General features: G+C 62.0%; 13 protein-coding genes. 11 read left to right on the forward strand and 2 right to left on the reverse strand.

Annotated elements, in window-relative coordinates:
* Positions 1-137 precede the first annotated feature (137 nt).
* The 11 genes from AWB77_RS14195 (at position 138) to AWB77_RS14245 (ending at position 10,984) form a co-directional block, all read left to right on the forward strand.
* Complete coding sequence (locus AWB77_RS14195) at positions 138-1,949, forward strand: methanol/ethanol family PQQ-dependent dehydrogenase (RefSeq protein WP_061135059.1); 1,812 nt, start codon at positions 138-140, stop codon at positions 1,947-1,949.
* 126 nt (positions 1,950-2,075) lie between these two features.
* Entirely contained in the window at positions 2,076-2,498 is a 423-nt protein-coding gene (locus AWB77_RS14200; RefSeq protein WP_061135060.1) for a c-type cytochrome, read from the forward strand.
* 62 nt (positions 2,499-2,560) lie between these two features.
* Complete coding sequence (locus AWB77_RS14205) at positions 2,561-3,490, forward strand: substrate-binding domain-containing protein (protein ID WP_061135061.1); 930 nt, start codon at positions 2,561-2,563, stop codon at positions 3,488-3,490.
* On the forward strand, positions 3,487-4,233 hold the full coding sequence (locus AWB77_RS14210; protein ID WP_061135062.1) for a hypothetical protein: 747 nt from the start codon (positions 3,487-3,489) through the stop codon (positions 4,231-4,233). The genes AWB77_RS14205 and AWB77_RS14210 overlap by 4 nt, the downstream gene beginning before the upstream one ends.
* 648 nt (positions 4,234-4,881) lie before the next feature.
* Positions 4,882-5,856, forward strand: coding sequence for a LysR family transcriptional regulator (locus AWB77_RS14215; protein ID WP_061135063.1), 975 nt, complete (start codon positions 4,882-4,884; stop codon positions 5,854-5,856).
* Entirely contained in the window at positions 5,853-6,770 is a 918-nt protein-coding gene (locus AWB77_RS14220) for a quinoprotein relay system zinc metallohydrolase 2 (RefSeq protein ID WP_061135064.1), read from the forward strand. The genes AWB77_RS14215 and AWB77_RS14220 overlap by 4 nt, the downstream gene beginning before the upstream one ends.
* A gap of 20 nt (positions 6,771-6,790) precedes the next feature.
* On the forward strand, positions 6,791-7,657 hold the full coding sequence (locus AWB77_RS14225) for a quinoprotein dehydrogenase-associated SoxYZ-like carrier (protein WP_082852659.1): 867 nt from the start codon (positions 6,791-6,793) through the stop codon (positions 7,655-7,657).
* Positions 7,654-8,586 carry an MBL fold metallo-hydrolase gene (locus AWB77_RS14230; protein WP_061135066.1) on the forward strand — a complete coding sequence of 311 codons (933 nt, stop codon included), beginning with the start codon at positions 7,654-7,656 and terminating at the stop codon, positions 8,584-8,586. Before AWB77_RS14225 ends, AWB77_RS14230 begins: the two co-directional genes overlap by 4 nt.
* Before the next feature lie 53 nt (positions 8,587-8,639).
* On the forward strand, positions 8,640-8,948 hold the full coding sequence (locus AWB77_RS14235) for an EthD family reductase (RefSeq protein ID WP_061135155.1): 309 nt from the start codon (positions 8,640-8,642) through the stop codon (positions 8,946-8,948).
* A 184-nt stretch (positions 8,949-9,132) separates the two neighbouring features.
* Positions 9,133-9,747, forward strand: a complete 615-nt coding sequence (locus AWB77_RS14240; protein WP_061135067.1) for a TetR/AcrR family transcriptional regulator — start codon at positions 9,133-9,135, stop codon at positions 9,745-9,747.
* A gap of 13 nt (positions 9,748-9,760) precedes the next feature.
* On the forward strand, positions 9,761-10,984 hold the full coding sequence (locus tag AWB77_RS14245; protein WP_061135068.1) for a YbfB/YjiJ family MFS transporter: 1,224 nt from the start codon (positions 9,761-9,763) through the stop codon (positions 10,982-10,984).
* On the opposite strand, the gene AWB77_RS36320 is transcribed toward AWB77_RS14245, so the two are convergent.
* On the reverse strand, positions 10,981-11,724 hold the full coding sequence (locus AWB77_RS36320) for a Pr6Pr family membrane protein (RefSeq protein ID WP_061135069.1): 744 nt from the start codon (positions 11,722-11,724) through the stop codon (positions 10,981-10,983). The two genes, AWB77_RS14245 and AWB77_RS36320, sit on opposite strands and share 4 nt — an antisense overlap.
* Positions 11,725-11,733: 9 nt before the next feature.
* On the reverse strand, positions 11,734-13,128 hold the full coding sequence (locus tag AWB77_RS14255; RefSeq protein ID WP_061135070.1) for a dihydrolipoyl dehydrogenase: 1,395 nt from the start codon (positions 13,126-13,128) through the stop codon (positions 11,734-11,736).
* Between the last annotated feature and the right edge of the window lie 113 nt (positions 13,129-13,241).

Consider the following 13,241-nt stretch of genomic DNA (forward strand, 5'->3'; position numbering starts at 1 on the left):
CAATTGGCCTCTCTACGCAAGCGTCCGGCAAAGCACCGGACAAAGCGCAGCTCGTTACCTGCATTTGAAGGCGCGCACGATGCAACCTGGTAGCGTGGTCATCCCTGGGTCGGAGGCATCACCATTCTGGAGGAGACATGAACTTACGCACCCTGGTTCTTGGACTGGCGGTGGTCGCGACGGCTGGCCTGAATTCATATGTTGCCCAGGCCGACTCGCAACTCGACAGCCTGATCAAGAACCCCTCGAACTGGGCAGCGCAAGCGGGCGATTATTCGAATCACCGCTATAGCACGCTCAAGCAGATCAACGAAAACAACGTCGGCAAGCTACAGGTTGCCTGGACCATGTCGACCGGTGTGCTACGCGGACACGAAGGCTCGCCGCTCGTCATCGGCGACACGATGTATATCCACTCGCCATTCCCCAACAAGGTCATTGCCATCAACCTGAAGGATCAGACCTTCATCTGGCAATACCAGCCCAAGCAGGACAATCAGGTCATCTCGGTGATGTGCTGCGATACGGTCAACCGTGGTCTCGCATACGGCGACGGCAAGATCTTCCTCCAGCAAGCCGACACCAAGCTCGTCGCGCTCGACGCAAAAACCGGCGACGTCGTCTGGACCGCGCAGAACGGCGATCCGAAGAAGGGCGAAACCAATACCAACGCACCGCACGTCTTCGGCGACAAGGTGCTGACCGGCATCTCGGGCGGCGAGTTCGGCGTGCGCGGGCGCATCATCGCGTACAACATCAAGGACGGCAAGGAAGTCTGGAAGGCCTACAGCACCGGTCCCGACAACGAAATGCTCATGGACCCGCAGACGACCATGACCTGGACCGACGGCAAGATGGCGCCAGTCGGTGCGGACTCGTCGCTCAAGAGCTGGCAAGGCGATCAGTGGAAATACGGCGGCGGCACCACATGGGGATGGTACGCATGGGACCCGAAGCTCAACCTTGTGTACTACGGCTCGGGCAATCCGGGCACGTGGAATCCGACGCAACGTCCTGGCGACAACAAGTGGTCGATGACGATCTTCGCGCGTGATCTCAACACCGGCAAGGCGAAGTGGGTCTATCAGATGACGCCTCACGACGAGTGGGACTACGACGGCGTCAACGAGATGATCCTCTCGGACCTGAACATCGGCGGCAAGAACGTGCCCGCGATCGTTCACTTCGACCGCAACGGCTTCGGCTATACGCTCAATCGCGATACCGGCGAACTGCTCGTCGCGCAGAAGTACGACCCGGCGGTGAACTGGGCCGATAGCGTCGACCTGAAGAGCGGCCTGCCGATCCGCAATGCGAGCTACTCGACGCAGAAAGCCGGTCCCGATCACAACGTGAAGAACATCTGCCCCGCGGCGCTCGGCTCGAAGGATCAGCAACCGGCAGCATTCGATCCGGGCTCCAAGCTCTTCCTCGTGCCGACGAATCACGTCTGCATGGACTACGAGCCGTTCCAGGTCGATTACGTGTCGGGTCAGCCGTTCGTCGGCGCAACGCTCTCGATGTATCCAGGCCCGAACGAAAACGGCGCGATGGGCAACTTCATCGCGTGGGACGCTTCGAAGGGCAAGATCGTGTGGTCCAAGCCCGAGAAGTTCTCGGTGTGGTCCGGCGCGCTCGCGACCGCAGGCGGCGTCGTGTTCTACGGCACGCTCGAAGGCTACATCAAGGCAGTGCGCATCAAGGACGGCAAGGAACTGTGGAAGTTCAAGACGCCGTCAGGTGTGATCGGCAACGTGTTCACGTACCAGTACCAGGGCAAGCAGTATGTCGGCGTGTACTCGGGCATCGGCGGCTGGGCCGGCATCGGCATGGCAGCAGGTCTCGAGAAGTCGACGGAAGGCCTCGGCGCGGTCGGCGGCTATAAGGAACTCGCGAAGTACACGGCGCTCGGCGGGACGCTCTTCGTGTTCGCGATTCCCGGCGGTTGATCTTCGTTCGATAAAAGTTGATCGATGCGATTCGATCGATGCAAGACGCGCGGCGGCTGCAATGGCCGCCGCGCCGCAATCCAACGAAACACCCCATATACAAGACATATTCAAGGAGTCAGACGTATGAAAGGCCGATCACTCTTGCTGCTGACGATGACGCTCGCCGCTTCGTCGGCTTCGTTCGCACAGACGCCGCCTGCGATGCCTGCGCAACTGAAGCCCGTCGCGTACAAGGTCGTCGATGGCAACAAGGTAGACAGCGACACGCTCCAAGGCTGGCGGACCTGGCGTGCGCTCGCGTGCGAACGCTGTCACGGGGCGAAGCAGGAAGGGATGGTCGGCCCGTCGCTGATCGATGCTTTCAAGACGCTGGACAAGAACGAGTTTCATCGGACCGTTTTCGGCGGGCGCGTCGACAAGGGCATGCCCGATTTCAGCGCGAGCCAGATGATGCAGAAGAACTGGGAGAACCTTTACGCGTATCTGAAGGGCCGCTCCGATGGCAAGATCAACCCGGGCGATCTGCAGGCAATCGATGCAAAATGAGGACGTTACCCGGCCGCTTGACGGCGGGCGTCCGATGATTGCTTTCATAGCCGGAGGTGTCGATGTCTGATCGCAATGCAAGCCGCGCCGCTTCGTTCCGATTCGCAATCGCGATATGCGCGGCGCTCGCCACATTCGCCACGTTGGCGACGTTCCCGGCGCAACAGGCGCTCGCGCAGGGCGCGGGCGGTCCGCCCCCCGATCTGCCCAACAACGATGGCGCCGACGGCATCCTGCGCGTATGCGCCGATCCGAACAACATGCCGCTATCGAACAAGAAGGGCGAAGGTTACGAGAACAAGATCGCGGCGCAGATGGCGAGCGATTTCGGCTACAAGCTCGAGTACACGTACTGGCCGCAACGCATGGGCTTCGTGCGCAATACGTTACGCGAGAAAGTGCCGCAGACGGAGCGCTACAAATGCGATCTGATCATCGGCGTGCCGAAGGGTTATGAACTGACGGCCACGACGCGTCCCTATCTGCATTCCACTTACGCGATGGTCTTTCCGAACAAGCCCGAATACGCGAGCATCAAGTCGCCGTCGGATCTGATGAATCTGCCGCCCGAGCAATTGAAGAAGATGAAGCTCGGCATCTTCGTAAAGAGTCCCGCGACGGACTGGCTGCTCAGTCATAACCTGATTCAGCAGGCGGTGTCGTATCAAGGACAGAGCGGCGATCCCGAGGCGTTTCCTGGCGAGATCATCGAGCGCGACATGGCGAAGGGCGATGTCGATGCGGCTTTCCTGTGGGGGCCGATCGCGGGTTATTTCGCGAATCGTTCGGACAACAAGGTGCGGCTCGTGCCGTTCCCGGCGGGTCAGGCGATCCGCTTCGACTACGAGATTTCGATGGGCGTGCGTTACGGCGAGAAGGCATGGCGCGACAAGGTCGATAACTGGATCGCTTCGAATCAGCCGAAGATCGATCAGATTCTGTCGAGTTACCAGGTTCCATTGCTGCCGTTGCAGCCGGTCAGCGCGCAATGAAGCAAGCATTCGGGGGTACCTTGCGCGCGTCGGTTTTCGCGATTGCCTGTTCGATGTCGTGCGTCACGGTGGCCGCCGATGCGCCGCCTGCATCGACACCTTCCGCCGACATCAAGCCTGCCGAGCAGCTGCTTTTCATGCAGCCGCATATGAGCGGTGTCGAGCCGCAGACCGAGCTCGATTATGCAGTGGATTATTCCGGGCCGCCATCGAAGGTCAACGATACGTTACGGGTGCTCGTCGTGAGTCCGGGCAACAGCAAGAACGACGCGAAGGTGACCGATCGCACGGGCAGTGTGAATGTGCCGGGCGGACTGCCTTGCAATCCGGCGATCATCTATTTTCTCGAGCATGACATTACGGAGATGGAGCAACTGACGGGCGGTCAGCGGCGGTATTTCCAGCAGCGCGTGCGGATGGCGCTGGCGGCGGGACCGGCGATCACGCCAGTGTCGAGCGAGTCGCTCGGGCTCGGCAAACATGCGAAGGCTCAGCAGATCGTGATTCAGCCGTATTTGAACGATCCTAATGCGGAGCGGTTCAGCAAGTATCTTGGCAAGCGTTATACGTTCGTCATGGCCGATGACGTGCCCGGGCGGTTGTTGATGATTCGCACCGAAGTGCCCGGGGAAGGGAATGATTTTGCGCATCCTGTGCAGAAGGAGACTATCGCTTACCAAGGGGCGCTTCGGAATCTGGGAGCGCCGGGGAAGGGGGGGAGTGGGCCGCGGGCTAGTCGGTGAGTTTTTTATCGGGTGATCCCGTTTTCTTTGTGGTCTATTAGCGTTGCCCCTGTGCGGGGCGGCACTTACTTTCTTTGCTGCTGCAAAGAAAGTAAGCAAAGAAAGCAGCTTTTCAGGCCCGCGGTCACACGCAGTTTGGGTAGTACTCTCGTCCACGGTGGCACTCGCCTAAGTGTCGCCCTCATAGGCCCAATCGGGCTTGGCTCGCGCACGGTCTGCCGCCCAACACCGCTTAACGCGCGGGTTCAGCACGAAATAGTTTCGGCACCGCGCTACGCGCTGCCGTTGGGTATGCGAGGGAAACCATCGAAGAAGAAGCACTTGCAAATCCGCTTGACCGATCGGCCGCGAAGCGGGCTGGAGCTATATCGTGCTGAACCAGCGAGCTACGTGGCGCGATGTAGCAGACCGTGCGCGAACCAAGCCGGGTGATTGTGATGAGGGCACTCTTTAGGCGAGTGCCACGGTGAAGGAGAGGACTACCCAAACTGCGTGTGACCGCGGGCGTGGCAGAAGCTGCTTTCTTTGCTTACTTTCTTTGCAGCAGCAAAGAAAGTAAGTGCCGCCCCGCACAGGGGCAGCGCTAATAGACCGATAAGAATGCAGGACTTCACTGAAACGCAAGCCAACCCCAACCCCAAGCCACCTGTGAATTTCATCCGCTCCCTAACCCTGCGCCAGCTACAAATCTTCGTGATAGCGACCCGCTGTCCGAGCTTCGCACGCGCAGCGGAGGAGCTGCACCTCACCCAACCCGCAGTATCGATGCAGATAAGGCAACTAGAGGAAGCAATAGGCCTGCCGCTATTCGAACGTGTCGCGCGACGTCTCGCGCTTACCGAGGCCGGCGAGCGCCTCTCGCACCACGCCAGCCGCATACTGGGCGAAATCAAAGACGCCGAAGACGCGATGATGTCTCTCACGCAAGCCGATAGCGGCTCGATCGCGGTCAGCATCGTCAGTTCGGCGACGTACTTCGCGCCCAAACTCCTCGCGCTCTACCGACAGCAATACCCAAAAGTCGATGTGCATTTCTCAGTTGGCAATCGCGAAACGCTGCTGCGTCTCTTGCAAGACAATGCAACCGATCTCGCCATCATGGGCCGCCCGCCGCCCGAACTCGGCACCACCGCAGAACCGCTCGCCTATCATCCGCATGTGATCGTCGCGCCGTTGTCGCATCCGCTGCGTCATGCGAAGGCATTCGACCTGCAAGAGCTCGCGAACGATACCTTCCTGCTGCGCGAACCCGGCTCGGGCACGCGCGCGGTCGCGGAGCATGTGTTCAAACAGAATCTCTTCATGCCCGCGCGCAGCGTTACGCTCGGCAGCAACGAAACCATCAAGCAAGCGGTGATGGCCGGCATGGGCGTGAGCCTCATCTCGCTGCACACGCTGTCGCTCGAATTGCGCACCGGCGAGATCGCCGTGCTCGACGTGAACGGCACGCCCGTCGAACGCACGTGGCAACTCGTGCACTCGCGCTCGAAACAACTCTCGCCGACATGTCTCGCGTTTCGACGCTTCCTCCTCGAACACGCCGAGCCCTTTCTCGAACGCGAATACGCACAGTTCGGCTTGCGCAAGTCCAGGCGTCTCGCCGAAACAAACGGCGTGCGATGAAGCTCGCCTCGGTCTTCTTCATACTTATGACATGCACGACGATCGCGCGCTGCGAGGACGCGTTGACGGTGACACAGATCGCGCCGGGCAACTACGCGCATCGCGGACACGACGACGTCGCGACGCCCGAAAACGGCGGCGATATCGCGAACGTGGGCTTCATCGTCGGGACACGTTGCGTCGCGGTCGTCGATACGGGCGGGACGCTTGCAGAAGGCCGCGCATTGCGCGCTGCAATACGCGCGGTCACGCCCCTGCCGGTCTGCTATGTCATCAACACACACATGCATCCGGATCACATCTTCGGCAATGCGGCATTCAAGGACGATCGTCCCCAATTCGTCGGCAGCGCGGCGCTCGCGCAGGCGGAAGCATCGCGCACGGACAACTACATGCGCGCGCTGAATCGCGAACTGGGCAGCGCGGCGGCGGGCAGCGAAATCATCGGACCGACGAAGACGATCGACGGCGTGGGCACGCTCGATCTCGGCGGACGCACGCTCACGCTGCGCACATGGAAAACCGCGCATACCAACAACGACCTGACGGTATACGATGAGAAGAGCGGCACCTTGTGGACAGGCGACCTCTTGTTCGTGCGCTGCATTCCCGTCGTCGATGGCAGCGTGGTCGGCTGGCTCGACGACATCGCTCGCATTCGCCAGATGAATCCGCGGCATGTCGTGCCGGGACATGGTCCGCTCGATCCGCCGTGGCAACCATCGCTCGATGCAGAAGCGCGCTATCTCGACGGCCTGGCGCGCGATGTGCGTGCGGCCATCAAGAAAGGTGAAACGATCCGGCAGGCCGTCGATAGCATCGGGCTCGACGAGAAGGACAGGTGGCTCCTCTTCGATATGTATCACCGCCGCAATGTGACGGCCGCGTATGCGGAGCTCGAGTGGGAGCAGTAGTGCAGGACCGGAGGGACATCATGAAGACAGCATGGTCCGGCGTTCGCGCGATGACGATCGCGAGCCTCGCCACCGCGGCGCTCGCGCCGTATGCAGCGCACGCCGCGCAGCCCGACGACGATCCCGACAAGGTGGCGCGCTGGCTCGACTTCAAGGAAGGCACGTTCAAGGGGCGCACGATTGACACGCACGGCGATGCGGTCATCAAGCTCGACGCGCCCGCGCGCGCCGCGGATGCCGCCGTCGTGCCGATCGCGATCAACGCGCAGTTTCCGCAGACGAGCGCGCATTACATCAAGAAGGTCTATCTCTTCATCGACGAAAATCCCGAGCCTTATGCGGGATCGTTCGAGTTCACGCCGGAGTCCGGACTCGCGACGATCGAAACGCGCGTGCGCGTCGAAGACTACACGTTCATGCGCGCGATCGCCGAGACCAACGACGGCAAGCTCTATAGCGCGGTGCGTTTCGTGAAGGCATCGGGCGGCTGTTCCGCACCCGCCGACAAGGACGACGACGCCGCCGAGCGCGCAGCGGGACAAGTGAAACTTCAAACCGAAGGGCAGGCCGTGACGGGCAAGCCCGAGCTCGCGCAAGTGATGGTGCGTCATCCGAACCGAACCGGCATGGCGATGAACCAGATCACGCGCAATTACGCATCGGCGTATTTCGTTCGCAAGGTTTCGGTCACGTATGCGGACAAGCCGGTGATGACGGCGAACGTCAACTTCTCGATCAGCGAGAATCCGAACTTCCGCTTCTATTTCGTGCCGGCCGGAAAGGGCGAACTGAAGGCGTCGATCGAGGACACGAAGAGCAAGCATTGGGATGGCGTCGTTGCCGTCGATGCGCAACCGGGCAGCGCGCAGACATCGGCAATGAAATGACGGCCCGCCGCCTGCACGCGCTGGTTTGCACGCTGTTCCTTGCGCTCTGCACGCTCGCGCATGCGGCGATGAGCGGTATGCCCGCGCCCGTCGCCATCGCGCCGGGCGTTTACGCATTCATCGGCGATAGCGATGCGGTCGCGCCCGCGAACCACGGGATCGTCGCGAACAACGGCTTTATTGTCGGAACGGATGGCGTGACGGTGATCGACACCGGACCGTCCTATCGCTACGGCCGCGCGATGATCGAAGCGATACGCAAGGTCACGCCGCTGCCGGTGAAGCTCGTCATCATCACGCATCAGGCGCCCGAGTTCGTCTTCGGCGCAGCGGCATTCCGTGACGACGGCGTGCCGATTCTCGCGCACGCGCGCGCCGCGCAACTGATCCGCGAACGCTGCGCCATCTGCCTCGCGAATCTGCGCAAGACGCTCGGCGAAGACGAGATGGCAGGCTCGCGCGTGACCGTTCCCGATCAAACGGTGAACGGCACGACAGAAATCGAAAGCGGCGGGCGCAAGCTGCAACTGCTGCACTTCGGCCCTGCCAGCACGCCTGGCGATCTCGCCGTGCTCGATACGCAAAGCGGCGTACTGTTCGCGGGCGGCCTCGTATCGAACGGACGCATTCCCGAGTTGCGAAACGAGCAGATTCCCGGCTGGCTCGCCGCATTGGAGAACCTTCATGCGCTCGATCTAAAGACGGTCGTGCCTGGCTTCGGCGCACCCTTGCGCGGCGACGACATCATGCAGACGGGCGTGTATCTGCGCGAGCTCGATGCATCGGTGAAGCGCGCGTACAAGAGCGGCGCCGGACTCACGGAGGCGATGCACACCGTTCAGGTACCCGCGTTCAAGGACTACAAGCTCTATGCGATCGCGCAGCCGCAGAACGTGCAGCGCATCTATCTGCAGCTCGAAAAGCAGTAGCGCATTGCCGCAGTGATTCTTTCAGCGACGTACAACCACCAGGAGACATGACGATGGCCCAGCTCGTAGCGCTGTACTCGAACCCGTCCGACACGCAGGCATTCGACGACTACTATGCTTCGATTCATGTGCCCATCGCCAAAACGCTGCCGGGCTTGCGACGCTACGAGATCAGCACGGGTCCGATCGTGGCGGCATCGGGTGAGTCGCCGTATCACCTCGTCGCACTGCTGGAGTTCGATTCGCTGGATGCCATCAAGAGCGCGCTCGAATCGCCGGAAGGCCAGAAGACGGCCGGCGATCTCGCCAACTTCGCTCAAGCCGGTGTCCAGCTTCTGATGTTCGATTCGAAACAGGCCTGACTATCCTCTCTGCCTCCGGACATGCGAACGCGTCTCCGGAGCGTGCCGTCTTTCCTCTGCTTATTTCCCGCCCAAGACCCGCCCCGTCGAATGGAGATACGCGCGGTTTTGTATCTATCGATATAATACGTTCTATATCGGGCGATATAAAAACGTCCTTTTCTATTTTCGATGGAGCGGGATCATGGCGCGACCGCGCAATTTCGACGAGGACAGCGTGCTCGATGCCGTTGCCGAAGCGTTCTGGACGCACGGCTACGACGGCACCTCCACGCGCGACCTCGTGCAGTACACGGGCCTCACGCAGCCGAGCCTCTATAACGCGTTTGGTGACAAGCGCGCGCTCTTTCTGCGCGCACTCGATCACTATCTCGAACATACGCTGCGCGAACGCATTCAGCGTCTCGAATCGACGATGCCGCCTGGCCGCGCGATTACCGCCTTCTTTCGCGAGATCATCGAGCGTTCGGTCTCGGACGAGTATCGGCGCGGCTGCATGCTGGTGAACGCGGCGCTCGGCGCATCGCCTGAGGACGAAGAATTTCGCGAGCTCATCGCACAAGAGATGTCGCTGATGCGCGCGTTCTTCGAGCGACGCATGAAAGCGGGCCTGAAACAAGGCGACATAGAACGCGTGATGCCCGCCGATGCCGCCGCCACGAACCTGCTCGCGGTGCTGCTCGGCGTGCGCGTGCTGGCGCGGGTCGACCCGAAGCCTGCGTTGCTCGTCGATGCCGTCGCGCCGACGCTCGCCATGCTAAAGCTGCCGCCACTCGGTTCGATCGTCCGCAAGCGCTGAAGGAGTCGTCATCATGTCGGATCAAACGGCATCGGCTATCCCGGCCGGTCAACAAGCTTCACTCGATGCGCGCACGCTCTTCGCAATGCTCGCGGGCTTTTGCGCGAGTCTCGTCGCGATCGGTCTTGCGCGCTTCGCTTACACGCCGCTCATACCGCCGCTGATCGAAGCGCACTGGTTCACGTCGTCGCAGGCGGTGACGCTCGGCGCGGCCAATTTCGCGGGCTATTTCGCGGGCGCGCTGTTCGGCCGCGCGATTGCGGGCGCACTTACGAATCGTCACGCGCTGCGTCTTCTCATGGCGATCGCCACAGCTGCGTTCTTCGCGTGCGCGTTCCCGCTGTCGATCGCGTGGTTCTTCGCATGGCGGTTTCTGTCGGGCTTGTCGGGCGGCGCGATCATGGTGCTCGTCGCGACGACGATCCTGCCGCACATCCCGCCCGCGCGACGCGGCTTCGCGAGCGGCATGATCTTCGTCGGACTGGGCTTCGGCATCGCGGCATCGGGCACGCTGATACCGAAGCTGTTGCATCACGGCCTGCACGATACGTGGATGGGCCTCGGCGTGTTCTCGCTCGTGTTGACCGCTATTGCGTGGTTCGGCTGGCCCGCGTCGAATCCTCCTGCGGTCGCCGCGCACGCCACGGCGACGCATGCGCGCGCGGACAACGGTACGCGTCTGCGGCTTCTCTACGCGCAATATGCGGCGAATGCGCTCGGTCTCGTGCCTGTGATGATCCTGCTCGTCGATTGCATCGCGCGCGGCTATGGCCGTGGCGCGGAGACGGGCGCGCGTTACTGGGTGCTGTATGGCGTCGCCGCGATCTTCGGGCCGCTCGTCTGCGGCAACGCGGGCGATCGGATTGGCTTCGGCATGGCTTATCGTTTCGCGCTCCTGGTGCAGGCGTGCGCGGCGGCGTTGCTGGCCTTATCGGCGAATGCGTATGTGATCGGCATCGCGACGCTTGCGCTCGGCGTCTCGACGACCGGCATCGTTCCGCTCGCGCTCGGCCGCGTGCATGAACTCCTGCCGCACGATCACACCGAGCAGCGCGCGGCGTGGAGCAGGGCGACATCGGCGTTCGCGTTGTGCCAGGCGCTCGCGGGATACGGCTATTCGTTTCTGTTCTCGCACACGCACAACGACTATGCGTTGATCTTCGCGTGCGGGGCATCGGCGCTGGCTGTCGCGTTCATTGCTGATCTCGTCATGAACCGCAAGCGCCCGGCCATCTAATCGATACGGCCGGAAGTCGAGTCGCCCGATTCGACTTCCGGATCGGCCACGCTCAGATCATCGCGCCGATGATTGATGACGAGAAACACGCTCATCAAAACGAGAAACGCGATCACCAGCATCGCGGCGTTGATGAAAACGCGTTCATAACCGAGCTCCGTTACGTTGATGAACGGATAAGGATAGAAGTCGGAGAGACTCCCGCGCCATAGCGTGACCGAGAGATAGAGCAGCGGATAGACGAGCCAGAGCGCGCATCGCCGCAAAGAAAGATGAAAGCGCGGCACGAATAAAAACCAGTACAAAGCCGACAGCGCCGGCACGATCGTATGCAGCGATTCATTGACGATCGCGCGATACCCGGATGGCGTCCACAGATAGCGCAGCAACGCGTTATACGCGATGCCGACGAACACGATATAAACGACGACCGCGGTGATGACCGTCGGCTTGCGAAAGAACCGCGCGATGGGAAACTGCGCGCGCGTCGCGACGCACGTGAAGCAGAGCGCGGTCAGCAGCACGGTAACGTTCGTCAGATAGCTGCTCATGCGCGCGAGGCCGTCGAACACGGTGTAACCGCGATTGACGAGACGCGCGACGGTGATGTCCGTCTGCGCGGCGAACGCGAGCCACGCGATCATCGCGATCGCCGCCGCGACGGCGAGCGAGGCGGTGCTCGGCGTGGGCAGCGGCAAGTCGGGCGGATGCGGAGAAGGGTTGCGTGAGGGTTCTGTCATGCAGCCATTTTACGTGCGTCCGAGTTTCGCCACCGCATCCCTCAGCGCCGTTCTCAGCCCTTCCTCGACCACGGGATGATAGAACGGCATCCGCAGCATCTCATCGACGGTCAGCTTCATCTGCAAGGCCCATGCGAGCAGATGCGCGATATGCTCCGCATCCGGTCCGATCCATTCGGCGCCCGCGAAACGCCGGCTTACGCGATCGACATACACATGCATCAGTCCGCGATTTCGCATCATCACGCGGCTGCGGCCCTGATTCTCGAAGCTCACTTCACCGGTCACGAACGAGCCGGACGTCAGATCGGCATGACGCGCGCCGACCATCGCGATGCCCGGTTCGGTGAACGCAATCGCAATCGGCGCACGGCGTTCGAGCGCTTCGACATGCGGATAGCGCGCCGCATTCGTGCCCGCCGCGCGGCCTTCGTCGGCGGCTTCGTGCAACAGAGGCAGCACGCCGTTCGCATCGCCCGCTATGAACACCGGATGCGCGCCCGCCTGCAAGGTCAACGAATCGTAGACAGGCAGGCCGCCGTCATCGAGCGCGAGCGATGTGTTGTGCAACGCGAGTCCGCCGACATTGGGCTTGCGTCCGGCTGCGACGAGCACGTAATCGAACGTATCTTCGACCAGATCTTTCGCACCCGAGATGTAGCGCAGGCGCACTTCATCGCCGTCGCGCAAGGCCGACTGCACTTGCGCGCGCGGCTCGAAACGGAAGGCCTCGCTGAACACATGCGCCGCATAATCGCGCACGTCCGGATCGCTCAACGGTCCCACACGGCCGCGCGCACCGAGCACGGACACGCGCACGCCGAGACGCGCGAGCGCCTGGCCGAGTTCCAGCCCGATGACACCCGCGCCGATCACCGCGACGCGCTTAGGCAGATCGTTCCACGCGAAAACGTCGTCGTTGATGATGGCGCGATCGCCGAGCGCGCGGTACATCGCTGGCATCACAGGGCTCGATCCCGTCGCGATGACGACGCTCTTCGCCCGCACCTTCGTGTGCTCGCCCACCTGCAGCACGTTGTCGTCGATGAAACGCGCGTAACCGGTCAGCTTGTCGGCTTCGGGCATCGCATCGACATCGGCGACGACGAAGCTCACGAAACGGTCGCGTTCGCGCTTCACGCGCGCCATCACCTCGCGCCCGTCGATGCGAACCGCGCCATCGATATGCACGCCGAACGCCGCCGCGTGCGTCGCGTGATACGCGGCATCGGCTGCCGCGATCAAGAGCTTCGACGGCATACAGCCGACGCGTGCACACGTCGTGCCGTGCGCGCCGCCTTCGATGAGAAGCGCCGATGCGCCCGCGGCCTTCGCCGCGCGATACGCGGAAAGTCCCGCGCTGCCCGCGCCGATGATGGCGACATCCGTATGGATCGTGTTCATGATGAAGTCTCCGATGAATGCTGCATGTGTGAATCATCATGAAGCGCGGCTCGCAAAACGTGAATGCTCGTTCGGATCGCTTTCCTGCGCGATCGTCTCAATCGCAGGCACGC

Origin of the sequence: Caballeronia fortuita (genome assembly GCF_001544835.2) — a bacterium.
GTDB classification, from domain to species: Bacteria; Pseudomonadota; Gammaproteobacteria; order Burkholderiales; family Burkholderiaceae; genus Caballeronia; species Caballeronia fortuita.